Raw genomic sequence first — 22,913 nt, forward strand, 5'->3', positions numbered from 1 at the left:
GGGCTCAGAGTGAGCGGAGCATCCCGCCGTCGACCGGGACCGCCGTACCCGTGACGAAGGAGGCGGCCGGGGACAGCAGGAAGGCCGCCACGCGGCCGAACTCCTCGGGCTCCCCGTAGCGGCCGAGCGGGATGGAGGCCAGGGCGCGCTCGCGGGCGGCTGCGGGGTCGCCGGTGGCCTCGTCCAGCTCGGCGACCCGCTCGGTGCCGACGCGTCCCGGCAGCAGGCTGTTGACGCGGACACCGCGGTCGCCGACCTCGTCGGCGAGGGTCTTGGCGACCATCGCCAGGCCGGGGCGCAGGCCGTTGCTGATGGCCATGCCACCGAGCGGCGACCGGACGCTGCTGGACAGCACGAGCGCCAGCGCGCCCCCGTCCTCGACGTGGGCGGCGACCGTCCGCGCGACCCGGACCGCCCCGAGGAACACCGACTCGAACGACCGTGTCCAGTCGTCGTCCGCGGTCCCGAGCACCGAGCCCGGTGGCGGTCCTCCGACGCTGACGAGGGCGCCGTCCAGGCGGCCCCACCGGTCTCGGGCGGCGGTGACGAGGGCCTCGGGCGTGTCGGGGTCGGCGTTGTCCGCCACCCGCGTGGCGCACGACTCCCCCAGCGCCGCCCGGGCGGCGTCGAGGCTCACCGCGGAGCGACCGGACAGCAGGACCCGGGCCCCCTCCGCGACGAGCACGTCCGCGGTCGCTCGGCCGAGGCCCCGCGCACCCCCGGTCACCACGAACACCTTGCCGCTGAGCCCCAGGTCCATGGGTCCCAGGCTAGGGGCGCCCGGGCCCGCGCGCGGTCGCAGACCCCCACACCCGAACGCCGACACCGGAGGTCGAGGTGCCCGCCGTCGAGGCACGAGACGACGGGCCACGAGACCCCCCACACCCGAACACCGGCGTGAAGGCCACCGGGTCTCGTGGCTCGTCGCCAAGGCTCCTCGCACCTCGACCACCGGAGGTCGAGGTGCCCGCCATCGAGGCACGAGACGACGGGCCACGAGACCCCCCACACCCGAACACCGGCGTGAAGGCCACCCGGTCTCGTGGCTCGTCGCCAAGGCTCCTCGCACCTCGACCACCGGAGGTCGAGGTGCCCGACGTCGAGGCACGAGACGACGGGCCACGAGACCCCCCGCGGCCGAACGCCAACACCGGAGGTCACCGGGTCTCGTGGCTCCTCGCCAGAGCTCCTCGCACCTCGACCACCGGAGGTCGAGGTGCCCGGCGTCGAGGCACGAGACGACAGGCCACGAGACCTCCCGCGGCCGAACGCCAACACCGGAGGTCACCGGGTCTCGTGGCTCGTCGCCAGAGCTCCTCGCACCTCGACCACCGGCCGGGTGGGTGGTCAGGTGGTGGCGGGCTCGGTGTCGTCGAGGAACTGGGTGGCGTGCAGCTGGGCGTAGAGACCGCCGCGCTCGAGGAGCTCGGCATGCGTGCCGGACTGGACGACGCGGCCGCGCTCGAGGACGACGATCCGGTCGGCGTGGCGCACGGTCGACAGGCGGTGCGCGATGACCAGGGAGGTCCGACCCTCGAGGGCCGCGTCCAACGCCTTCTGGACCGCGCGCTCGGACTCGCCGTCGAGGTGGGCCGTCGCCTCGTCGAGGACGACGATCGGCGGGGCCTTGAGCAGCAGCCGGGCGATCGCGAGACGCTGACGCTCGCCGCCGGAGAGCCGGTAGCCCCGGTCCCCCACGACCGTGCCGAGGCCCTCCGGCAGACGTCGCACGAGGTCGCCGACCTGGGCGGCCTCGAGGGCGTCCCACATCGCCTCGTCACTCGCCCCGGGCCGGGCGTAGCGCAGGTTGGCGCGGATCGTCTCGTGGAACATGTGCGCGTCCTGGGTCACGTAGCCCACGGCGTCCTCGAGGGACTGCAGGGTCAGGTCGCGCACGTCGCGCCCACCGACGCGCACCGTGCCGGAGCCCACGTCGTACAGCCGCGCGACGAGGTGGGTGATCGTCGACTTGCCGGCGCCGGAGGGGCCCACCAGGGCGACCATCTGGCCGGGCTCGACGCGCAGGGAGACGTCGTGCAGGACGGGCTTGTGCTCGGCCTCGTCCTCGCGCTCGACGCCCTCGAGCGAGGCCAGGGAGACCTCGGAGGCGCGCGGGTAGGTGAACCCGACGTGGTCGAGCTCGACGCCCGAGGACCCGGGGGGCAGCGGAGTGGCGCCGGCCCGCTCGGTGACCGTGGAGGGCAGGTCGAGGACCTCGAAGACGCGCTCGAAGCTGACCAGCGCCGTCATGATGTCGATGCGCACGTTGGCGAGCCCCTGCAGTGGACCCAGCAGGCGCAGGAGCAGGGTGGCCAGCGCCCCGAGCGTGCCGATGGTGACGGCGTCGTTCAGCGCGAGGTGGCCGCCGATGCCGTAGACCATGGCCGTCGCGATCGCCGGCACCGTCATCATGGCGGCGCCGAAGATCCGGGTCAGCAACGTGATCCGCACGCCGAGGTCGCGCACCTGCGCGGCCTTGCCGGCGAAGGACTCGTCCTCCTCCTCGCGGCGGCCGAAGAGCTTGAGCAGCATGGCGCCGCCCACGTTGAACCGCTCGGTCATCACGTTGCCAAGCTCGGCGTTGGCCTCCATCTGCTGCCGGGTCAGGCCGGTCAGGCGGGTGCCCACCCAGCGGGAGATGCCGAAGAGGATCGGGAAGGTCGCGAGGCACAGCAGGGTCACCTGCCAGCTGAGCGCGATCATCGTGATGCCCACGACGACGACCGCGATCACGTTGGAGACCGTGCCGGACAGCGTGGAGGTGAAGGCCCGCTGGGCGCCGATGACGTCGTTGTTGAGGCGCGAGACGAGCGCCCCGGTCTGGGTGCGGGTGAAGAACGCCAGCGACTGCCGCTGGACGTGGCCGAACACCCGGGTGCGGAGGTCGAAGATCAGGCCCTCGCCGATGCGGGACGACAGCCAGCCCATGCCCACCGACAGCAGCGCGCTCAGCAGCGCCGTGCCCACCATCGCCAGCGCCAGGGCGGTGACGAGCGCCGGGTCGCCGCCGAGGATGCCGTCGTCGATGATGTACTTCACGAGCAGCGGCGTGACGACGAGCAGCCCCGCGTCGACCACGGTCAGCGCCAGGAACACCGCGATGATCCGCTTGTGCGGGCCCGCGAACCCGACGACACGGCGCAGCGTGTCCCGCTTCAGCCGGCTGCTCGCGACGGACCGGTCGGTCCGCAGGTGCCGCCAGGCCATCCCCACCCCGGTCATCCCGGACATCGCGACACCTCCTCGTCCTCGTCATCTCGTGCGTGGCCCAGGTCCAGCCCTGGCTCAACGCCGGGGCCACCCACCCTGTTCCCGAACCGGGCACCGCTCAGCGTGCTCCCTCGAGCGCGGTCGAGGTCAACCCTCGCCGCGAGGTTCGCGGGTCACGTCCGGTGCACACCTGTACTGCTCTACGCTCTGCCCTGATGGACACCCCCGTGCCGACCCGCCGCGGGCGCCGATCGCCGTTCGGCTCCCTGCTCCTCGGCACGCCCGAGCAGGGGCGGCGTGTGCTTCGCGTCCGGGTCCAGGTGCTGCTCACGGTCCTGCTGGTCTCGACGAACGTCATCGGCGCCGTGATCGTCGTGGGCGTCTCGGTCCTCGTCGTGCCGGGACCGGCGCCCAACGACGACCTGCTGCTGGCCGCCGCGATCGCCATCCCGGTCTACGTGGGCGTCGCCGTGCTCGTGGGGGCGCTGTGGGGCACGGCGTGGGCGCTGCGGGCACTGCGCTGGGCGAGCGAGGGCCGCGAGCCCTCGGAGCAGGACCGGCGCCGCGCGCTGCGGGTCCCGCTGCGCCTGACCGCCATCCAGGGAGTCCTCTGGGCGACCGCGGCCGGGCTCTTCACCGTGCTCACCGTGATCCTGCAGCCGGACCTGTGGATCGCGGTCGCCCTCACCGCGTCGATCTCCGGGGTGGTCGTCTGCGCGATCGCCTACCTGTTCTCCGAGTTCGCGCTGCGCCCCATCGCCGCCCGCGCCCTGTCGGGCCACGGCCCGCCCCTCGACCGCGGCTCCGGCGTACGACGGCGCATGATGCTGTTCTGGGCCCTGGGCACCGCCGTCCCCACCGCCGGGCTGATGGTCGTCGCGCTGCTGTCCTTCGGCCGCGAGGACATCAGCCTCGCCCGGCTCCGCGTGATCGTGCTCGTGCTGGCCGGCGTGGTCCTCGTCTTCGGGGCGATGATCACGCTGCTCAACGCCCGTGCGGTCGTCGCCCCCATCCTCGCCGTGCGCGACGCGCTCGCCCTGGTGGAGCGCGGCGACCTGGACGTCGAGGTGGTCGTGTACGACGGCACCGAGCTGGGCCGCCTGCAGGCCGGGTTCAACGAGATGGTCACGGGCATGAAGGAGCGCGAGCGCATCCGCGACCTCTTCGGACGCCACGTCGGGCAGGAGGTCGCCGAGGCCGCCGTACGACGGGAGGTCGAGCTCGGCGGCGAGGTCCGCACCGTCTCGGTGCTGTTCATCGACCTGGTCGGCTCGACGTCGTTCGCCGACACCCACCGGCCCGCCGAGGTGGTCGAGGTGCTCAACCGGTTCCTCGCGGTCGTCGTCGACGAGATCGACCGCGGGCGCGGCCTGGTCAACAAGTTCCTGGGCGACGGCGTGCTCGCGGTCTTCGGCGCGCCCGTCGACCACGACGACCACGCGGGCGCGGCGCTCGCGGCCGCCCGCAGGATGGCGGCGCGCCTGCTCGACGAGGTGCCCGAGATCCGCGCCGGCGTCGGGGTCGCGACGGGCGAGGTCGTCGCCGGCAACGTCGGCGACGCCAAGCGCTTCGAGTACACCGTGATCGGCGACGCGGTGAACACCGCCGCCCGACTGACCGAGCTCGCCAAGGAGGTGGAGGGCTGCATCCTCGTCGCCTGCACCTCGGTCGAGGCCGCCGACGGCGACGAGCCGACCCACTGGGTCGATTACGAGCGGGTCACCCTGCGCGGCCGCGGGGAGCCCACGCCCACCGCGGTGCTGGCCCCTCAGGCCAGGGCGACCAGGTCGGCGTAGTCGGCGTTCCAGTGGTCCTCGACGCCGTCGGGGAGCAGCAGCACCCGGTCGGGCTCGAGCGCGTTGACCGCGCCCTCGTCGTGGCTGACCAGGATGATCGCGCCCTCGTAGGAGCGGATCGCGGCCAGCACCTCCTCGCGGGACGCGGGGTCCAGGTTGTTGGTCGGCTCGTCGAGGAGCAGCACGTTGGCCGACGACACGACGAGGATCGCCAGTGCGAGACGGGTCTTCTCCCCACCGGAGAGCACCCCGGCGGGCTTGGTGGCGTCGTCGCCGGAGAACAGGAACGAGCCCAGCACGGTCCGTGACTCGGTGTCGGTGAGCTGGGGCGCCGCGTGGCGCATGTTCTCCAGCACCGACAGCGAGGTGTCGAGCGTCTCGTGCTCCTGGGCGTAGTAGCCCAGCTTGAGCCCGTGGCCGGGCACGACCTCGCCGGTGTCGGCGGCGTCGACGCCCGCGAGCATCCGCAGCATCGTCGTCTTGCCCGCACCGTTGAGGCCGAGGATCACGACGCGGCTGCCGCGGTCGATCGCGAGGTCGACGTCGGTGAACACCTCGAGCGAGCCGTACGACTTCGACAGCCCCGCGGCGGTGAGCGGCGTGCGGCCGCAGGCGGCGGGCTTGGGGAACGCGATCTTGGCGACCTTGTCGGCGCGGCGCTCGCCCTCGACCCCCGCCATCATCTTCTCGGCGCGCTTGAGCATCGACTGGGCCGCCTGGGCCTTCGTCGCCTTCGCGCGCATCTTGTTGGCCTGGTCGGTGAGCGTCTTCGCCTTGGACTCGGCGTTGGCGCGCTCACGCTTGCGGCGCTTCTCGTCGGTCTCGCGCTGCGTCAGGTAGCGGCGCCAGCCCATGTTGTAGACGTCCATCAGGCCGCGGTTGGCGTCGAGGTGGAGCACCTTGTTGACCGTGTCCTCGAGCAGCGCGTTGTCGTGGCTGATCACGATGAACCCGCCCGAGTAGGACTTGAGGAACTCGCGCAGCCAGACGATGGAGTCCGCGTCGAGGTGGTTGGTCGGCTCGTCGAGGATCAGGACCTCGGCCGAGCTGAAGAGGATCCGGGCGAGCTCCACACGGCGGCGCTGGCCGCCGGAGAGCGTGCGTAGCGGCTGGCCGAGGATGCGGTCCTCGAGCCCCAGGCTGGCGGCGATGGTCGCGGCCTCGGACTCCGCCGCGTACCCGCCGCCGGCGTGGAGCTCGTCCTCGGCGCGCGAGTAGCGGCGCATGGCCTTCTCGCGGGTCGCGGGGTCGTCGCTCATCATGTCCTGCTCGGCGCGCCGCATCTTCGCGACGGCGGTGTCGAGTCCGCGGGCGGACAGGATGCGGTCGCGGGCGAGGACGTCGAGGTCGCCGGTGCGGGGGTCCTGGGGGAGGTAGCCGATCTCGCCGGTCACCGACACGGAGCCGGACGCCGGCAGGGCGTCGCCGGCGAGCACCTTGGTGAGGGTGGTCTTGCCGGCGCCGTTGCGGCCCACGAGGCCGACCTTGTCGCCGGGGCCGACCCGGAAGCTGACGTCCTCCATCAGGAGCCTGGCACCGACCCGGATCTCGAGCTTCTGGGCGGTGATCATGGCGTGCCTCATCGTACGGCGGTCCGCGTCCGTCGCGCGCATCGCCGGACCGGGCGTGACGGGCGTCTCAGCCCGCCCGGACACGATCCGTCAGCCGACGACCTCGGGCACGAACGCGGCCAGGGCCGCCGTGGCGAGCGGGGTCGCCACCGTGAGCAGCGTGAGGGGGTTGCGCAGGATCCCCGCGTCGAGCCGGTGCATCGCGAGCAGGGCCGTCCGGGTCGCGAGCGCCGCCGGGTCCCCCGCCGTCGCCGAGCTGGGCGGCACGCGCGCATCGATCACGGCCTGGACCGTGGACCGCCACGCCGCCACCAGGGGCAGCACGACGACGGCCGCGAAGAGGGCCCAGAGCGCGCCGTACAGCAGCACGTCGGTCGTGCTGAAGGAGCTCGAGAGCTGTGCTGCGGTTCGGTCGGAGCCGGTCTGCGACAGCCACAGGCTGCGCAACGCCCCGGTCGGCACCACCGCGACGGTGACGAAGGTCGCCAGCGCCAGGGCCACGGAGACGATCCGGTCCCACGTCTGGGCCAGGGCCGCGAGGTCGACGTCGGTCGAGTCGGCCGATCGCGTCGTGCGGGAGCCGACGCGGCTCGCATCCAGGGACCGGCGGCAGCACCGGACCTCGCGGTGGCTCGACCAGGTCAGGGCGACCCAGGGCGAGGCACTGACCAGCCCGAGAACGACGACGACCTCGAGTCGGAGCTCCATCCCGTCCGACCAGAGCGTGTTGTCGCCGACCACACGGCCGACCAGCAGGCCCAGGAACAGCGCCCAGAGCAGTGCGGCGAGGCCGTAGCGGACAGCAGGTGCTCCGGTCGCGCCGGGCACCCCGGCCGGGGTGGCGTCCCTCCGCGCCCAGCGGAGACGCACGACCCCGCGGATCCCGAGCAGCAGCGCTGCCGCGACACCGAGCGCCACGGTCGCCTTCCAGACGCGCCACTCGCGTGCGCCCACCTCGCACGGAGCGCAGTCGGCGGGCAGGACCTCCGTGCGCGGGTCCATGTCGAGCGCGAGCACGAGGACGACCACCACGGCCAGGAGCAGGAAGGACGAGAGCACCGGGAGATGGCCGGCGACCCCCTTCCACCAGGTCGCCGGGGACCGCGTCCCGCGGGGACCCATCAGGTCGTCGCGTCGGGCGGCACCCGCTCGACGCCCAGCCGGAACGTCCCGCGGAAGCCGGTCCCGGCGACCCGGAACAGCCACGCCCCGGAGTCGCCCTCGACCGGCGTCGCCTCCTGCACGTCCGGGGACGGCCCGCCCTCGTCCCCCAGCGCCTCGCCCGCGGCGCGGGAGGCGGTCTCGGCTGCCTGCTCCGACGTCGCCAGCCGCGACGAGGTGCCCGGCCCCAGCCGCCGCGAGTCGGTGTGGACGAAGACGCGGATCGGGCTCCCGGGGAAGACCTGCACGAAGTACTGCTTGCGGAAGACGATCGTGTCCGAGGCCGCCACGCCGAGGCTGTCGCGCTCGGTCACGCTCACGTCGAGACGGAACACCAGCTCGGGGTCCAAGGGGTCGAGGACGTCGCGCTCGTCCACCCAGCCCTCCCAGATCAGACGCTCCCCGGGCCGGTCACCGGCCCAGTACGTCGTGTCGTCCCCGTCCTCCGCGAGGGGGCGGGCCAGCTCTTCGGCCAGGGCCGGCAACGGGTCGTCCAGGGCGGCCGAGCGGAACGGCCCGTAGCAGTTCTGCGCCTCCGGTGACTGGTGGAACAGGTCGAAGTCGGGGCCCCGCGGCTTGATCCGGACCCCGAGGTACAGCTCCGAGCGCCCGAACGTGTCCAGGCCCGTGAGGACCCGGGCCTCCTCCAGCGACAGCCGGACGTGGTGCGTGCCGTGCAGGAACCGCATGGCGATCTCGTAGGCCTCGCGCGACGTCACGAGCGAGTCCTCCCCGCCGTGGCACTTGTGCACGAACGTGCGCGGCGACCCCGGGAGCTGCGCCGCCGACTGCTTGACGAGGCCGTCGCTGCGGTTCGTCAGCAGCGTGCCCTCGTCGAACAGTGAGGCGAGCCGGTTGCCGGCCGAGGCGACGGCGACCCCGTACGAGCGGAAGTCGGTGCCGACGACGGTCAGGATCCGCCGGGGATCGAACGTCCTCACGACCTCGTGGAAGACCTTCTGTCGCGGGTCGAACGCCGCGAGCTCGTCGGCCGCTCCGCCGGGCACCGCGCTCGTCAGCCAGCGCGGCAGGATCTGGAAGGCGATGCCGCGGTGGGGGGTCCCCAGCGTGACCACCTTGTGGATCACCGCCCCCGGGTGGGGATGCCGGAGCGGCGCCGAGCCGGGCGCCGTCCCGACCTGCCCCTGCTCCGCGCGATGCGCTGCGGACAGCTGCCGGATCGCCTGGCCGGTGATCAGCCCGCCCATGCTGTGGGCGACGACGTCGACCCCGTCGAACGGCGCCCCGGTGACCGCGGCCACCCGGCGGATCAGGTGGATCAGCCGCAGGAGACCGTCCGCGAACGTCGTCATCGATCGTGGCTCGAGGTCGTAGTAGCGGTAGATCCACAGCGTCCCCGCGATCCCGCCGACGCGAGCGGCGAGCGAGCGGGCCTGGTCGGGGTCGAGGACGATCCGGTCGCCCCCGACGTCGCCGGGGTCGAAACCGGCGCACTCCTCCGGGCCGGGCACGGGTCGTCGGTGGTAGCTCACCACGTTGGTGGCGTCGACGTAGCGGAGCCGCGGGGCCTTCACCGCCCGGAGGACGAACCCCTCGTAGATGAAGTTCTCTCCCCGCTTGCCGGGGTAGACCGAGCCCTCGTTGAAGCCCTGGTAGGGGTTGCGCTGCTCGTCGCCCACGCCCAGCGAGCCGAAGCCCCGCACGAGGACGAGCGGGCGTGGTCTCCCCAGGGTGGGGGCCGGGGTGGTGGTCATGGGATCGGACACGGGTCACTCCTGTCTCGCAGGACGACGCCCGAGCGCTCTGGTCTACCGTTATCCGCCTCCCGCGGTGGTGCGTCAACAGCTCGGGGGCCGCTGGCGCCTCTGCCTTCGCGCAAGGCTGCGGGAGGGGTCGAGTCCTACAGCAGCGCCTCGACGTGCGCGGCCTGGCGGGCCAGGGCCCGCAGGTGCGGCGCCACCGCGGGGTGGCGCAGCTTGCCGGCGAGGGCGCCCTCGCCGCCCGCGACGCGCGACAACGCCCACTCGGCGCGCGAGAGCACCGTGAGCACCGCGGTGGTGCGGGCGCCGAGGGCGGCCTCCTCGCGGGTGGCCACGCCGGTCGGGAGCCCGCCGACGTAGGCGTCGAGCAGCGGGTCGAGCTCCTCGCGCGTCGACAGCGACCAGTAGCCGAGGTCCGCCCCCACCGGGCCCCGGCCGAGGGTCCCCCAGTCGACGGCGAGGACCTGGTCCCCGTCGCGGCCGAGCAGGTTGGCGGGCGTCGGGTCGCCGTGCTGGGCCACCTGCGGCAGCGCGGCGGCCCGACCGAGCAGGACGTCGCGCCGGCGCCACAGGTGGTCGGCGACGTCGGCCGCGGTGGTGCGCGCGAGGGTCGGCCACCCGCCGTTGCGCTCGACCCGTCGGACCCGGTCAGCCAGCGGGTCGCGCGCCAGCCAGGTCGCCGCCGGCAGCGTCAGGCCCGCGAACCGGCCCAGCGCCCGTGCGACGAACAGCCCGGTGAGCGGCTCGGTGCCGACGCGCCGGTGGCGCAGTGTCACGCCCTCGCCGTCCTCGTCGACGGCGAGCGCCTCGGGCCCCCGCAGACCGGGGCTGTCGCGCACCAGCCCGGCCCGGGCCACCTCCGCGGCTCGGCGCCAGTACGCCGCGTGGCCGGGCTCGTCGAGCTCGGGCGGGTCGTCGGGACCGGGCGGCACGAGCCGGGTCACGACGCACGGCCCGTCGGGGCCGTCCGGGTCGCACCACACACCCAGCACCGACGGGGAGGAGCCCGACGGCAGGGGCTCCCAGGCCGGGTCCGGCACCCACATGGCCGCGATGCTCCCACAGCGGGGCCTCAGCGCGGGGCGTTCGCGACCTCGACGCGCAGGGCGCGTGCGTCGTCGACCGCGGCGTCGAGCACCACCCGACGTGGCTCCGCCACCTCCAGCCACGGCCCTCGCGGCTCCAGACGTCGCAGCCGCGGGTCGGCGAGCACCGCCTCGACGGCCTCCCGGTCACCCCCGCGGGCCACCGGTCCCAGCCCGTCGAGCAGCCGTGCGGCCACCTCGGCCGCGGCCTCGAACGCGACGCGCGCCTGCCCCGCACGGCGCCGCGCGAACCGCTGCTGGGACTGGCCCCCGGCCGCCGTGCGGCCCTGCACGTGGCGGCTCCCCGTCTTCGTCGCGGTGACCGTCTCCCCCGCGAGCCGCGCCACCGCGAACCCGCCGCGCCGCACCAGCAGGACGCCCCAGTCGGCCGGGAGCGCGGCGGCGGCCGCCGCGGGCAGGGCGCCCGCCACCGCGTCGGGGGTGGCGGGCCCGTCGTACGCCGCACCGAGCGGGAGGTGCGCGACGAACCAGGCTCCGTCGTCCGCGTCCCCGCGCAGCGCGCCGTCGACGACACCGAGGCGCGTCGGCCCGTGGGACGCGGCGAAGTTCCCCCACCAGCGCGGCCACCGGGCGCCGGGGACCACGACGGTCCGCGCGACCGCGCTCACGACGCCCCGGCCGCGGGGTAGCGCCCGTCGTCGAGCGGGACGTCGGACCAGGCGTGGCGCACCACGCCGTCGGCCGGGTTGAGACGCCGGCCCCGGTCCACGAGGCCGGCGCGCGCGGCGACCGCCCCCGAGGCCGGGTTGTGCGCGTCGACCCAGGCGACGCACGGGCGGTCCGGCGCGACCTCGCGCGCCGCCTCGAGCGCCGCGGCGAGCAGCAGCCCGGCGTACCCCCGGCCCTGGTGGGCGGGGGCGACCCGGTAGTTGAGGTTCCAGTGGTCGGCGCCGCCGCGCACGTGGTGCTGGGCGCCGCCCGAGCCGACGACCTCGCCGCTCGCCGCCAGGCGCACCGTCCAGTAGCTGAGCCCCTCGGCCCACCGCTCCTCGGCCCGGCGGGCGTAGGCGCGGGTCGCCGCCACGTCGGCGTGGCGCCCGGTGGGCTCGTGGGCCCACATCGCCGGGTCGCCCAGCTGGGGCCACAGCTCCTCGGCGTCCGTCACCGCCATCGGCGTCAGCAGCAGCGGACCGGCCGCGACCCTCACCGCCGCTCCGCCCCCACTGGGTCCAGCACGAACGGCACCTCCTCGCCCGCACGCACCACCACCTCGCGCGGCCGCGACGAGGACTCCACCCGCCCGTCGGAGTACATCGCGCCGCGCACCGTGAACCGCAGGGGCGCGCTGTCGCGGCGCAGCGTCGCGAGCGGCGCGTCGGTCTCCTCGAGCCACTCCAGCAGCACCTCGCCCAGCTCGGCCACGAGCTCGGGGCGACGCGCCGCGAGGTCGGTGGTCTCCCCCGGGTCGTCGGTGACGTCGTACAGGCGGAATCGGCGGTCCTCGTAGGTGTAGCGCAGCTTCCAACGGGCGCGCCACACCGCCGACTCCGGCCGCTGGTCGCGCCCCTTCGCCAGCAGGTAGCCCGGCAGGTGGGCGAACCGGGCGCGCGGCACCGTCTCCCCCGTCGCGACCGCGCGCGTCAGGCTGGCACCGTCGGGGGTGACGCGCGCGGGCATCTGGTGGTCGGCCCAGTCGAGGAACGTCGGGTAGAGGTCGGTCACGTCCACCGGGGTCGGGTTGACGGTGCCGCCCGCGACCAGGTCCTCGTCGCCGCTCCACACGATCCACGGCACCCGCACGCCGCCCTCGTCGAGCTCGCCCTTCTGGCCGCGCAGCGGTCTGTTGCGCCCGCCGACGTCGGTGCGCCCCCCGTTGTCGGAGACCAGCACCACGACGGTGTTGTCCGCCAGCACCTCCCCGGGCCGTCGGGGGTCGGGCGTGGACTCGAGGTGGTCGACGAGACGACCGACGGTCTGGTCCATCCCCTCCAGCAGGGCGGCGTACGACGGTCGCGTGCCCGGGCGCCCGCGCCACTCCCCGTCGGACGTCGGCTCGGCGGTCGTCCACCGGTCGTCGCGGGCGGCCCGCCGGTCGAGGGCCGCCATCAGGTCGCGCCGCGGCTGGGCGGGCCCCACGGGCGTGTGGACCGCGTAGTGGGACATCACGGCCAGGAAGGGCTGCGCGGCCTGGGCGTCGATCGCGGCGAGGGTGGCGTCGGCGACCGCGTCCGTCAGGTGCTTGCGGGTGCCGACGAGGGCGTCGAGGTCGGCGGCCGCGGAGTCGGGCGAGAACGGCGCGACGACCTCGTCGACGTACTCGCGGGTGTAGTCGCCGGCCCACGGGTCCAGCGACCGGAAGACCGTGCGGTCGAACTCCTGGCCCTGCGCGTGGTACTGCCCGACCACCCCGGCGCGCGTGCCGCCCAGGTTCAGGTCGAACCCGTGGTCGCTCACCACGTCCTCGGCGAAGCGCGTGACGTGGAACTTGCCCGTCCACGAGGTGGCGTACCCGGCGCCCTGCATCGCCTCGCCGAGGGTGACCGCGTCGTCGGGCAGCACCAGCCGGTCGTCCTGGCGGCCCTGCGGCGGGCCCACGAGCTCGCGGTCGCCGCCGCGGTCGAGGCCGCCGACGAGGAAGACGTTGTTGTCCGGGCGCGGGGCCGCCATGCCGGTCAGCAGCGCCATCCGGGTGGGCGAGCAGTTCGGCCCGGCGTACGCGTGGTCGAAGACGGCACCCTCGGCCGCGAGCCGGTCGATCGCGGGGGTGTGCACGAGGGGGTTGCCCTCGCCGCCGTTGACCAGCCCGGTGCCCAGGTCGCCCCAGCCGAGGTCGTCGGCCAGGACCAGCACCACGTTGGGCGGCGGCTCGACGGCCCCCTGCGCCACTCGGGCGTCGGGCTCCTCGTCGGAGCCGGAGCCGGGGCTGGTGAGCACCAGCGCCGGGGCGCACGCGAGCAGGCCCACGACGGCGGCGACGGCCAGGCGGCGGCGGGTGCGTCCCACGCTCGGCCCCCCTCGCCCCCTGCCCACGCTCCCCCCGGCGCAGGTCGCGACCAGGGTACGGGCGCACCCCGGCCGGCCGGGGGCCGGCCTCAGCGGCGAGGTGCGCGGGGGTGCAGGAGCCGGAAGCGCTCCAGGACCACCGGCATGTCGGGCCGGAACCCGCGACCCGTGGGGTCCTGGACGGTGAAGAACCGCTCGTGGTCGGTGCGCCACTGGGCGAGCGTGCGGTCGCCCTCGCCCTCGGCCCAGGCGTGGTCCTCACCGACCTCGTCGAAGGCGACGACGGCCACGTCGGTCACCCCGATCAGCGCCCGTGGCCGACCGCTGCCGTCGAGGACGATGCCGAGGGTGCCCCGCTCCGGCAGCGGCTCACCGGTGGCCGTGTAGTCCTCCGCGGCGCTGGCGGTCGCGGTCTTGGTGCCCTCGAGCACCAGTCCGAGCAGCTCGTCGGCGGTGACGCGGTCGGCGCCGAAGGCCCACGCGGGCGGGCGGACGGACGCGATCACCGAGGGCCCGAGGTAGCCGGGCAGGGACTCGAGCTTGGCGCGACGGCGCGCCTCGACCCAGAAGGTCTCGACCGCCGCGTCGGAGGCCTCGACGAGGTCCGGGTCGCTCACCGCCCGCTCAGACGTTGAAGCCGAGGGCGCGCAGCTGCTCGCGGCCGTCCTCGGTGATCTTGTCCGGGCCCCACGGCGGCATCCACACCCAGTTGATGGCGGCCTCGGCCACCAGGCCCTCCAGGGCGGCGGCCGTCTGGTCCTGGATGACGTCCGTCAGCGGGCAGGCCGCCGAGGTCAGCGTCATGTCGATGACGGCGTTGGAGTGCTCGTCGACGTGCACGCCGTAGACCAGGCCGAGGTCGACGACGTTGATCCCGAGCTCGGGGTCGACGACGTCCTTCATCGCCTCGGTGACCTCCTCGGGGGTCACGGTCGAGGCGGGCGCCGCGGCGCCGTCCACGTGGACGGCGGGCAGGTCGCCGTGGTCGACGGCCTGCTGCAGGTCCTGGTCGACGGACCCGGTCGTGGCGGTGTCGGTGCTCTGGTCGGTCATCGTGCTCCTTCGTTGTCGACGGTGGTGGCGCCGGCGCGGACGAGGGCGTCGCGCCACGCCATCCAGCCCAGCAGGGCGCACTTGATGCGGGCGGGGAACTTCGCGACGCCGGCGAACGCGACGCCGTCCTCGAGGACGTCCTCGTCGGGCTCCACGGCGCCCTTGCTCTGCATCAGCGCGAGGAACTCCTGGTGCACGGCGAGCGCGTCGTCGACGCGCTTGCCGATGAGCAGGTCGCTCATCACCGAGGTCGAGGCCTGGGAGATCGAGCAGCCGACCGCGTCGTACGACACGTCGCCGACCACGCCGTCGGCCACGTGGACCCGGAGGGTGACCTCGTCGCCGCAGGTCGGGTTCACGTGGTGGACCTCGGCCTCGTAGGGCTCGCGCAGGCCCGCGTGCAGCGGGTTCTTGTAGTGGTCGAGGATGATCTCCTGATACAGCGCGTCCAGGTCCTGCCCGCCGGTCATGCGCTCACCTTCCCGGTCACGCCGAAGTAGCGGCGCGTCTCCTCGAGGCCCTCGAGGAAGGCGTCGATCTCGGCCGGGGTGGTGTAGAGGTACGACGACATCCGCGTCGTGGACTGCACGCCGAACCGCGCGTGGGCGGGCCGCGCGCAGTGGTGCCCGGCCCGCACGGCGATGCCGCGGGAGTCGAGCACCTGGGCCACGTCGTGCGGGTGGACGCCGTCGAGCTCGAACGAGATCGCCCCGCCGCGGTCGGCCGCGTCCAGCGGGCCGAGGACCCGGACGCCCCCCATGTCCGCGAGACCGGCGAGGGCCTGCGCGGTGAGGGCCCGCTCGTGGGCGTGCACGGCCTCCATGCCGACGTCGCCGAGGTAGCGCAGCGCCGCGCCGAGGCCGACGGCCTCCACGATCGGCGGCGTGCCGGCCTCGAACTTGTGCGGCAGCGGCGCGTACGTGGAGGACTCCATGCGCACGGTCTCGATCATCTCGCCGCCCCCGAGGAACGGCGGCAGCGCGTCGAGCAGCGCGCGGGAGCCCCACAGCACGCCGATGCCGGTCGGGCCGACGGTCTTGTGGCCGGTGAAGACCAGCGCGTCGGGGCGCGAGTCGGCGGGCATCGACTGCAGGTCGACCGGCATCTGCGGCACGGCCTGCGAGGCGTCCACGACGACGACGGCCCCCACGGCGTGGGCCCGGCGGGCGATGTCGGCGACGTCGTTGACGGTGCCCAGCATGTTGGACACCCAGGTCAGGGAGACCACCTTGGTGCGCTCGGTGATCAGCGACTCGACGTCGGCCGGGTCGAGCCGGCCGTCCTCGGTGAGGCCGATCCAGCGCAGGGTGGCGCCGGTGCGCTGGGTGAGCAGCTGCCACGGGACGATGTTGGAGTGGTGCTCCATCTCGGTGATGAGCACCTCGTCGCCCTCGCCGACCTGGTGGTCGCCGGCCCACGCCATGGTGTTGGCCAGCAGGTTCAGCGCCTCGGAGGCGTTCTTGGTGAAGACCACCTCGTCGCGCGAGGGGGCGCCGATGAACGACGCGACCGTGTCGCGACCCGCCTCGAACGCCTCCGAGGACTCCGCGCCGAGCTGGTGCATGGCGCGGGCCACGTTGGCGTTGTGGTTCTCCAGGTGGTCCACCATCGCGTCGATCACGCACTGCGGCTTCTGCGAGGTGTTGGCGCTGTCGAGGTAGACCAGCGGCCGGTCACCCGCCAGGGTGCGCTCGAGGATGGGGAAGTCCTTGCGGACCACCTCCAGCTCGGGGAGCAGGCCGTCCATGCTCGTCACCTCGTCCTTCGTCTCGTGCGGTCGTGTGGCCCGGCGGCGGTCAGGCCGTCGCGGCCTTCGTGTACTTGTCGTAGCCCTCGGCCTCGAGCTGGTCGGCCAGCTCGGGCCCGCCCTGCTCGGCGATCCGGCCGTTCACGAACACGTGGACGACGTCGGGGGTGATGTAGCGCAGGATGCGCGTGTAGTGCGTGATCAGCAGGACGCCGCGGTCGCCCTTGTCGGAGAACCGGTTGACGCCCTCGGAGACGATGCGCAGCGCGTCGATGTCGAGGCCGGAGTCGGTCTCGTCGAGGATCGCGACCTTGGGGTCGAGCAGCTCGAGCTGGGCGATCTCGTGGCGCTTCTTCTCGCCGCCGGAGAAGCCCTCGTTGACCGAGCGCTGGGAGAAGGTGGGGTCGAGGTCGACGCGCTCGAGGGTGGCGTTGACGTCCTTCACCCAGGTGCGCAGCTTCGGCGCCTCGCCGTCGATGGCGGTCTTCGCGGTGCGCAGGAAGTTGGCCACGGACACGCCGGGCACCTCGACCGGGTACTGCATCGCGAGGAACACCCCGGCGCGGGCGCGCTCGTCGACGGTCATCGCCAGCACGTCCTCGCCGTCGAGGGTGACCGAGCCGCCGGTGACCTCGTACTTCGGGTGACCGGCGATCGAGTAGGCGAGGGTCGACTTGCCGGACCCGTTCGGGCCCATGATCGCGTGGACCTGGCCCGACTCGATGGTCAGCGTGACGCCCTTGAGGATCTCCTTGGGGCCGTCCTCGGTGGCGACCGAGACGTGCAGGTCGGTGATCTCCAGCGTGCTCAATTCAATCTCCTGGTGACTGCGTGGTGCGTAGGAACGTGGGTGGGTCGGGCCTCAGCCCGGGGTGACGCCGTTCAGGGTGCGGGTGGGGTCGACGTAGACCCCGTCGTCGCGGACCTCGACCGGGAAGATCGCGACCGGCTCCGTGGCGGGCAGGCCCGTCGGGCGGCCGGTGCGCATGTCGAACATCGACCCGTGCAGCCAGCACTCGATCTGGCAGCTGCCGTCGACGACGGTGACCTCGCCCTCGGCGAGCGCGACCGCGGCGTGGGAGCACAGGTTCTCGATCGCGAGGACCTCGTCGCCGTCGCGCGCGACCGCGATCTCGAGCTCGCCGACCGTCACGGCCAGCCCCTCGTCGGTCGGGACCTCGTCGAGGGCGCAGACCCGCGTGAAGGCGGGCCCCGTCCCCGGGTCGGTCTCGGGCCCGGTCTCCTGGGCGCTCATGCGACCGGGCCGGTCGACACGGGGGCGTAGCCCTTCAGCACGTTGCGCTCGAGCTCGGACTCGACGGTGCTCATCAGCTGGTCCTCGAGCGCGGGCACGCCGACCTTGCGGATCAGGTCGTTGAAGAAGCCGAAGATCACCAGGCGGCGGGCCTCGGACTCCGAGATGCCGCGTGAGCGGAGGTAGAACAGCTGCAGGTCGTCGAAGCGACCGACGGTCGACGCGTGACCCGCGCCCTCGATCTCGCCGGTCTCGATCTCCAGGTTCGGCACGGAGTCGGCCTGGCAGCCGTCGGTCAGCACGAGGTTGCGGTTCTCCTCGTAGGACTCGATGCCCTCGGCGATCTTGCGGATCAGCACGTTGCCGACCCAGACGGTGCGCGCCTTGGCGCCCTGGAGCGCGCCCTTGTAGACGACGTTGCTCTTGGTGCGCGGCGCGGTGTGGTCGGCGAACAGCCGGTGCTCGAGGTGCTGGCCCTCGTCGGCGAAGTACAGGCCGAGGAGCTCGGCCTCGCCGCCGGGGCCGGCGTAGGTGACGTTGGCGTCCATGCGGACGACGTCGCCGCCGAAGGTCACCGCGACGTGCTTGTACGACGCGTCGCGGCCGACGCTGGCCTGCTGGTGGGTCAGGTGCACCGCGTCGTCGGCCCAGTCCTGCAGCGAGACGACCGACACCTGCGCACCGTCGCCCACCACGACCTCGACGACCTGCGCAAGCGACGCCGAGCCGGTGTGGTTGAGCACGACGACCGCGCGGCTGTGGTGCCCGAAGCGCAGCACCACGTGGCTGCCCGAGGTGGTCGCGGCGTCGGTGCCGCTGACCTCGACCATCACCGGCTCGGTGAGCTCGGCCTCGGCCGGCACGTCCACGAGCAGCGTCTCGGTGAGCTCCGCGAGCACCCGCGCGGACACCAGCGTGTTGGGCACCAGGCCGCTGGCGCCGCGCAGCCCGCGGGCCTCCTCGCCGCCCACCGTCGCCACCCGCACGCCCTCGGGCGCGCTCCACGTGGCGCTCACCGCGTCACCCGCGAGGGTGGCGTCGGCGTGCAGCCCGTGGAGGCGCTTGAGGGGCGTGAAGCGCCAGATCTCCTCGCGGCCGGTCGGCACCGGGTGGGCGTCGACGTCGAACGAGCCCTCGGGGTGCAGGTGGCTGTCCACCCGCGCCATCTCGAGCGCGCTCTCGGCCGCCCGGGCGGTCTGGTCGGTCACAGTCACGTGGGGTGTACCTCTTCTGGGGTGAGCGGGTGCGTGCGGGGAGGCCCGGCGGGCCGGGTGGGAGCGGGGGCGGTCAGCCGACCGCGCCCTCCATCTGCAGCTCGATGAGCCGGTTGAGCTCGAGGGCGTACTCCATCGGCAGCTCCTTGGCGATCGGCTCGACGAAGCCGCGGACGATCATCGCCATGGCCTCGTCCTCCTCCATGCCTCGCGACATGAGGTAGAAGAGCTGGTCGTCGGAGACCTTCGAGACGCTGGCCTCGTGGCCCATCGACACGTCGTCCTCGCGGATGTCGACGTAGGGATAGGTGTCGGAGCGGCTGATCTGGTCGACCAGCAGCGCGTCGCACAGCACGTTGGACTTGGAGCCGTGCGCGCCCTCGTTGACCTGGATCAGGCCACGGTACGACGTGCGCCCACCACCGCGGGCCACCGACTTGCTCAGGATCGAGCTGGAGGTGTGGGGGGCGGCGTGCACCATCTTGGCGCCGGCGTCCTGGTGCTGGCCCTCGCCCGCGAAGGCGATGGACAGCGTCTCGCCCTTGGCGTGCTCGCCCATGAGGTAGACGGCCGGGTACTTCATCGTCACCTTGGAGCCGATGTTGCCGTCGACCCACTCCATCGTCGCGCCGGCGTCGCAGGTCGCGCGCTTGGTGACCAGGTTGTAGACGTTGTTGGACCAGTTCTGGATCGTCGTGTAGCGGCAGCGGCCGCCCTTCTTGACGATGATCTCGACGACTGCGGAGTGCAGCGAGTCCGAGGAGTAGATCGGCGCGGTGCAGCCCTCGACGTAGTGCACGTAGGCGTCCTCGTCGACGATGATCAGCGTCCGCTCGAACTGGCCCATGTTCTCGGTGTTGATCCGGAAGTAGGCCTGCAGCGGGATGTCGACGTGCACGCCCGGCGGCACGTAGATGAAGGAGCCGCCCGACCAGACGGCCGTGTTGAGCGCGGCGAACTTGTTGTCGCCGACCGGGATCACCGTGCCGAAGTACTCGCGGAACAGCTCCTCGTGCTCGCGCAGGGCGGTGTCGGTGTCGACGAAGATGACGCCCTTCTCCTCGAGGTCCTCGCGGATCGAGTGGTAGACGACCTCCGACTCGTACTGCGCGGCGACACCGGAGACGAGGCGCTGCTTCTCCGCCTCGGGGATGCCGAGCTTGTCGTAGGTGTTCTTGATGTCCTCGGGGAGGTCGTCCCACGTGGCGGCCTGCTTCTCGGAGGACCGCACGAAGTACTTGATGTTGTCGAAGTCGATGCCGTCGAGGTCGGAGCCCCAGGTCGGCATGGGCTTGCGACCGAAGAGCTTGTGGCCCTTCATGCGCAGGTCGAGCATCCAGCGCGGCTCGTTCTTCAGCGCCGAGATGTCGGACACGACCTCCTCGGAGAGGCCACGCTTGGCCACGGAGCCGGCGGCGTCGGAATCGCTCCAGCCGAACTCGTAGCGGCCGATGCCCTCGAGGCCGGGGTTGAGCTCTTCGATGCTGGGCTGGGTCTCGGTCGTCACAGGGACGCTCCATCCTTGCTGTCGGTGGTGCTCTGCTGACTCATGGGGTGAACGCCGTGCGCGTCCGGGGACTTCCCGGGCGGGCGGGCAGGTCGGGGATCGACGTGGTGCACACGCCGTCGCCGTGGGCGATGGTCGCCAGGCGCTGCACGTGGCGGCCCAGGACGTGGGAGATCGCCTCGGTCTCGGCCTCGCACAGCTGCGGGAACTCGTGCGCCACGTGGGCCACGGGGCAGTGCTGCTGGCACAGCTGGTGCCCGATCGGGAGGTCGCGCACGCCCGCGGCGTACCCGCCGTCGGTGAGCACCTGCGCCAGCGCCTCGGCGGGGTCGCGGTCCGGCTCGGTGGCCATCAGGCGGGCGTGGTCGCGCTCGACGAACGCGACCCGGCGCCGCGCGAAGGCCATGACGGCCTCGTCGCCGCCGGTCTCGGCGAGGTAGCGCAGCGCCTGCGCGGCGAGGTCGTCGTAGGCCTGGTCGAAGTGGTCGCGGCCGGCGGGCGTCAGCGAGAAGACCCGCGCGGGCCGGCCGCGGCCGCGGGCGCCGCGCACCCGCTGCTGGGCGGAGTCCACGGACCCCTCGGCGACGAGCTGGTCGAGGTGCCGGCGCACCGCGGCGGGCGTGAGCCCGAGCCGGTCGGCCAGCTGGGCCGCGGTCGAGGCGCCGTTCTCGAGGATGGAGCGCGCCACGCGGGCGCGCGTCGGCGCGTCCGTCGGGGTCTCGCTCCTCAATTCCACAACACGAGTGTGACCTTATTGGTGGGAGGCCTTCAAGCAAGGGTCACCTAAGCCCGGTCCGGTGCTCGGACCGGAGCCCGTGCGGGAGGCGCCCGGGACCCCGTCCCGGGCGGGGCTCCTAGACTCGACGGGTGAGCCGCGCCGACCTGCCGACCCCCGACGGGGGCCCCGCCGTGGTCGTCGAGGACCTCGTCATGCGCTACGGCGGCACGACGGCCGTCGACGGTCTCTCGCTGGAGGTCCCCCGGGGCTCGATCACCGCGGTCCTGGGCCCCAACGGCGCCGGGAAGACCACCACCCTCGAGACCTGCGAGGGCTACCGCCGTCCCCAGTCCGGACGCGTCCGGGTGCTCGGCCTCGACCCGGTGCGCCAGCGGCGCGAGCTGCTGCCCCGCGTGGGCGTGATGCTGCAGGCCGGGGGCGCGTGGTCGGGCGTGCGCGCCGACGAGATGCTGCGCCACGTCGCCGCCCTGCACGCCCACCCGCTCGAGGTCGGCATGCTCGTGGAGCGGCTCGGGCTCGCCGAGTGCGGCCGGACGCCGTACCGCCGGCTCTCCGGCGGCCAGCAGCAGCGGCTCGGGCTCGCGATGGCGGTCGTCGGGCGCCCCGAGCTGCTGTTCGTCGACGAGCCCACCGCGGGCATGGACCCGGCTGTGCGGCGCACCACCTGGGACCTGCTGCACGAGCTGCAGCGCGACGGCGTCACCACCGTGCTCACGACGCACTACATGGAGGAGGCCGAGCGTCTCGCCGACCTCGTCCACCTCGTCGACCGGGGCCGCGTCGTGGAGTCCGGCTCGCCGATGCAGCTCGTCCGCGGCCGCGGCGACGCCACGATCCGCCTGGTCGTCACCCAGCCCTTCCCGCCCGGCGCGCCCGAGTCGCTCGCGACCGCCCTGGGCCACGGCACGGAGGTCACCCCGGTCGACGAGCGCAGCCTGGTCGTGACCGGTCCCGCCGACGCCTCGACCCTCGCCGTGGTCTCCGCCTGGTGCGAGCGGCACGGCGTGGTGCCCGAGTCGCTCACCCTGGGCCGGATGACCCTCGAGGACGTGTTCCTCGCCCTCACCGGCCGCGGGCTGGCCCCCGTCGCCGCGGAGCCCGCCGCGTGAGCGCCCCCGGCACCTTCGCCCCCCGACCCGGCGCCGCGCCCTACGCGTCGATGGTGCGCACCCAGGCCGCGATGGAAACCCGGCTGCTGCTCCGCAACGGCGAGCAGCTGCTCGTCGCGGTCGTCATCCCGCTGATCGCGCTCATCGGCGGCGTCGTCGCGGCCAACCGGCTCGGCATCGACCTGGGCGGCGAGCGCGCCGTCGACGCCCTGACCCCGGGGGTGCTCGCGCTGGCCGTGATGTCGACCGCCTTCACCTCGCTGGCGATCGCGACCGGCTTCGAGCGTCGCTACGGGCTGCTGAAGCGGCTCGGCGCCTCCCCGCTCCCCCGCTCCGGCCTGCTGCTGGGCAAGGTCGGGGGGCTCCTGGTGGTCCAGGTCGTGCAGTGGGTCGTCCTCGGGGTCGCGGCGCTGCTGCTCGGCTGGTCGCCCCACCTCGGCGGCGTGCTGCTCGCCGTGCCGTGCGCGCTGCTCGGGACCGCGGCGTTCGCGTCGCTCGCCCTGGTCGTCGCGGGCACGCTGCGCGCGGAGGCGACCCTGGCCGTCGCCAACCTGGTCTACCTGCTGCTGCTCGCCGGCGGCGCGGTCCTGCTCCCGCGGTCGTCGTACGGCGGCGCCTCGGAGGTCCTCGTCGTGCTGCCGTCGGCGGCCCTGGGCGACGCCCTGCGGGGGGCGATGCTGGACGGGTCGCCGGGGTTCGTGCCGCTGCTCGTCCTCACCGCGTGGGCCCTCGGGGCCGCGGCCCTGGCCTCGCGGTCCTTCCGCTGGGAGTAGCGGGGACA

General features: G+C 73.7%; 21 protein-coding genes. 3 read left to right on the forward strand and 18 right to left on the reverse strand.

Annotated features, from left to right (window positions below):
- Positions 1–4: 4 nt before the first annotated feature.
- Positions 5–760 carry an SDR family oxidoreductase gene (locus ABD158_RS04620; protein ID WP_344004380.1) on the reverse strand — a complete coding sequence of 252 codons (756 nt, stop codon included), beginning with the start codon at positions 758–760 and terminating at the stop codon, positions 5–7.
- A gap of 587 nt (positions 761–1,347) precedes the next feature.
- Positions 1,348–3,231: an ABC transporter ATP-binding protein gene (locus tag ABD158_RS04625; protein WP_344004383.1), complete on the reverse strand. Its 1,884-nt coding sequence runs from the start codon at positions 3,229–3,231 to the stop codon at positions 1,348–1,350.
- A gap of 194 nt (positions 3,232–3,425) precedes the next feature.
- Between ABD158_RS04625 and ABD158_RS04630 the strand changes: the two genes are divergently transcribed.
- Positions 3,426–5,006, forward strand: a complete 1,581-nt coding sequence (locus tag ABD158_RS04630) for an adenylate/guanylate cyclase domain-containing protein (protein WP_344004385.1) — start codon at positions 3,426–3,428, stop codon at positions 5,004–5,006.
- Here the strand turns inward: ABD158_RS04630 and ABD158_RS04635 are convergent.
- The 16 genes from ABD158_RS04635 to ABD158_RS04710 all read right to left on the reverse strand — a co-directional run bounded on the left by ABD158_RS04635 (position 4,979) and on the right by ABD158_RS04710 (position 21,020).
- Positions 4,979–6,577, reverse strand: coding sequence for an ABC-F family ATP-binding cassette domain-containing protein (locus ABD158_RS04635; RefSeq protein WP_344004387.1), 1,599 nt, complete (start codon positions 6,575–6,577; stop codon positions 4,979–4,981). The two genes, ABD158_RS04630 and ABD158_RS04635, sit on opposite strands and share 28 nt — an antisense overlap.
- Before the next feature lie 90 nt (positions 6,578–6,667).
- Entirely contained in the window at positions 6,668–7,636 is a 969-nt protein-coding gene (locus tag ABD158_RS04640) for a hypothetical protein (RefSeq protein ID WP_344004389.1), read from the reverse strand.
- A 62-nt stretch (positions 7,637–7,698) separates the two neighbouring features.
- Positions 7,699–9,465 carry an esterase/lipase family protein gene (locus tag ABD158_RS04645; RefSeq protein ID WP_344004391.1) on the reverse strand — a complete coding sequence of 589 codons (1,767 nt, stop codon included), beginning with the start codon at positions 9,463–9,465 and terminating at the stop codon, positions 7,699–7,701.
- Between the two features lie 134 nt (positions 9,466–9,599).
- Positions 9,600–10,505: a phosphotransferase gene (locus ABD158_RS04650; protein WP_344004393.1), complete on the reverse strand. Its 906-nt coding sequence runs from the start codon at positions 10,503–10,505 to the stop codon at positions 9,600–9,602.
- Positions 10,506–10,531: 26 nt separating this feature from the next.
- Positions 10,532–11,173, reverse strand: coding sequence for an acVLRF1 family peptidyl-tRNA hydrolase (locus ABD158_RS04655; protein ID WP_344004396.1), 642 nt, complete (start codon positions 11,171–11,173; stop codon positions 10,532–10,534).
- Positions 11,170–11,712: a GNAT family N-acetyltransferase gene (locus ABD158_RS04660; RefSeq protein ID WP_344004399.1), complete on the reverse strand. Its 543-nt coding sequence runs from the start codon at positions 11,710–11,712 to the stop codon at positions 11,170–11,172. The genes ABD158_RS04655 and ABD158_RS04660 overlap by 4 nt, the downstream gene beginning before the upstream one ends.
- Positions 11,709–13,508 (reverse strand): sulfatase-like hydrolase/transferase, encoded by a 1,800-nt coding sequence (locus tag ABD158_RS04665; protein ID WP_344004402.1) that lies wholly within the window; start codon positions 13,506–13,508, stop codon positions 11,709–11,711. Before ABD158_RS04665 ends, ABD158_RS04660 begins: the two co-directional genes overlap by 4 nt.
- A gap of 89 nt (positions 13,509–13,597) precedes the next feature.
- Entirely contained in the window at positions 13,598–14,125 is a 528-nt protein-coding gene (locus tag ABD158_RS04670; protein ID WP_344004405.1) for an ASCH domain-containing protein, read from the reverse strand.
- A 7-nt stretch (positions 14,126–14,132) separates the two neighbouring features.
- Entirely contained in the window at positions 14,133–14,561 is a 429-nt protein-coding gene (locus ABD158_RS04675; RefSeq protein WP_344004407.1) for a metal-sulfur cluster assembly factor, read from the reverse strand.
- Positions 14,558–15,031, reverse strand: coding sequence for a Fe-S cluster assembly sulfur transfer protein SufU (sufU, locus tag ABD158_RS04680; protein ID WP_344004409.1), 474 nt, complete (start codon positions 15,029–15,031; stop codon positions 14,558–14,560). Before sufU ends, ABD158_RS04675 begins: the two co-directional genes overlap by 4 nt.
- Positions 15,028–16,308 (reverse strand): SufS family cysteine desulfurase, encoded by a 1,281-nt coding sequence (locus tag ABD158_RS04685; RefSeq protein ID WP_344004412.1) that lies wholly within the window; start codon positions 16,306–16,308, stop codon positions 15,028–15,030. The genes sufU and ABD158_RS04685 overlap by 4 nt, the downstream gene beginning before the upstream one ends.
- A 49-nt stretch (positions 16,309–16,357) precedes the next feature.
- Positions 16,358–17,119: a Fe-S cluster assembly ATPase SufC gene (gene sufC, locus ABD158_RS04690; protein ID WP_344004414.1), complete on the reverse strand. Its 762-nt coding sequence runs from the start codon at positions 17,117–17,119 to the stop codon at positions 16,358–16,360.
- A 51-nt stretch (positions 17,120–17,170) separates the two neighbouring features.
- Entirely contained in the window at positions 17,171–17,563 is a 393-nt protein-coding gene (locus ABD158_RS04695) for a non-heme iron oxygenase ferredoxin subunit (RefSeq protein WP_344004417.1), read from the reverse strand.
- A complete protein-coding gene (sufD, locus tag ABD158_RS04700) occupies positions 17,560–18,777 on the reverse strand; it encodes a Fe-S cluster assembly protein SufD (protein ID WP_344004420.1) in 1,218 nt (405 codons plus the stop codon). The genes ABD158_RS04695 and sufD overlap by 4 nt, the downstream gene beginning before the upstream one ends.
- 73 nt (positions 18,778–18,850) lie before the next feature.
- Positions 18,851–20,260: a Fe-S cluster assembly protein SufB gene (gene sufB / locus ABD158_RS04705; RefSeq protein WP_344005299.1), complete on the reverse strand. Its 1,410-nt coding sequence runs from the start codon at positions 20,258–20,260 to the stop codon at positions 18,851–18,853.
- A gap of 64 nt (positions 20,261–20,324) precedes the next feature.
- Positions 20,325–21,020, reverse strand: a complete 696-nt coding sequence (locus ABD158_RS04710) for a helix-turn-helix transcriptional regulator (protein ID WP_344004422.1) — start codon at positions 21,018–21,020, stop codon at positions 20,325–20,327.
- A 131-nt stretch (positions 21,021–21,151) separates the two neighbouring features.
- On the opposite strand from ABD158_RS04710, the gene ABD158_RS04715 reads away from it, so the two are divergent.
- Both ABD158_RS04715 and ABD158_RS04720 read left to right on the forward strand, forming a co-directional pair.
- Positions 21,152–22,132 carry an ABC transporter ATP-binding protein gene (locus tag ABD158_RS04715; protein ID WP_344004424.1) on the forward strand — a complete coding sequence of 327 codons (981 nt, stop codon included), beginning with the start codon at positions 21,152–21,154 and terminating at the stop codon, positions 22,130–22,132.
- Positions 22,129–22,905 (forward strand): ABC transporter permease, encoded by a 777-nt coding sequence (locus tag ABD158_RS04720; protein WP_344004426.1) that lies wholly within the window; start codon positions 22,129–22,131, stop codon positions 22,903–22,905. Before ABD158_RS04715 ends, ABD158_RS04720 begins: the two co-directional genes overlap by 4 nt.
- Positions 22,906–22,913 lie beyond the last annotated feature (8 nt).

The sequence above is a fragment of the Nocardioides lentus genome (assembly GCF_039529515.1).
Classification (GTDB): domain Bacteria; phylum Actinomycetota; class Actinomycetes; order Propionibacteriales; family Nocardioidaceae; genus Nocardioides; species Nocardioides lentus.

Bases quoted from the DNA above. Each gene is read 5' to 3' on its own strand.
- ABD158_RS04625 (WP_344004383.1), bottom strand. From the start codon at position 3,231: ATGTCCGGGATGACCGGGGTGGGGATGGCCTGGCGGCACCTGCGGACC.
- ABD158_RS04675 (WP_344004407.1), bottom strand. From the start codon at position 14,561: ATGACCGACCAGAGCACCGACACCGCCACGACCGGGTCCGTCGACCAG.
- ABD158_RS04685 (WP_344004412.1), bottom strand. From the start codon at position 16,308: ATGGACGGCCTGCTCCCCGAGCTGGAGGTGGTCCGCAAGGACTTCCCC.
- ABD158_RS04695 (WP_344004417.1), bottom strand. From the start codon at position 17,563: ATGAGCGCCCAGGAGACCGGGCCCGAGACCGACCCGGGGACGGGGCCC.
- ABD158_RS04630 (WP_344004385.1), top strand. From the start codon at position 3,426: ATGGACACCCCCGTGCCGACCCGCCGCGGGCGCCGATCGCCGTTCGGC.
- ABD158_RS04650 (WP_344004393.1), bottom strand. From the start codon at position 10,505: ATGTGGGTGCCGGACCCGGCCTGGGAGCCCCTGCCGTCGGGCTCCTCC.
- sufU (WP_344004409.1), bottom strand. From the start codon at position 15,031: ATGACCGGCGGGCAGGACCTGGACGCGCTGTATCAGGAGATCATCCTC.
- ABD158_RS04635 (WP_344004387.1), bottom strand. From the start codon at position 6,577: ATGATCACCGCCCAGAAGCTCGAGATCCGGGTCGGTGCCAGGCTCCTG.
- ABD158_RS04620 (WP_344004380.1), bottom strand. From the start codon at position 760: ATGGACCTGGGGCTCAGCGGCAAGGTGTTCGTGGTGACCGGGGGTGCG.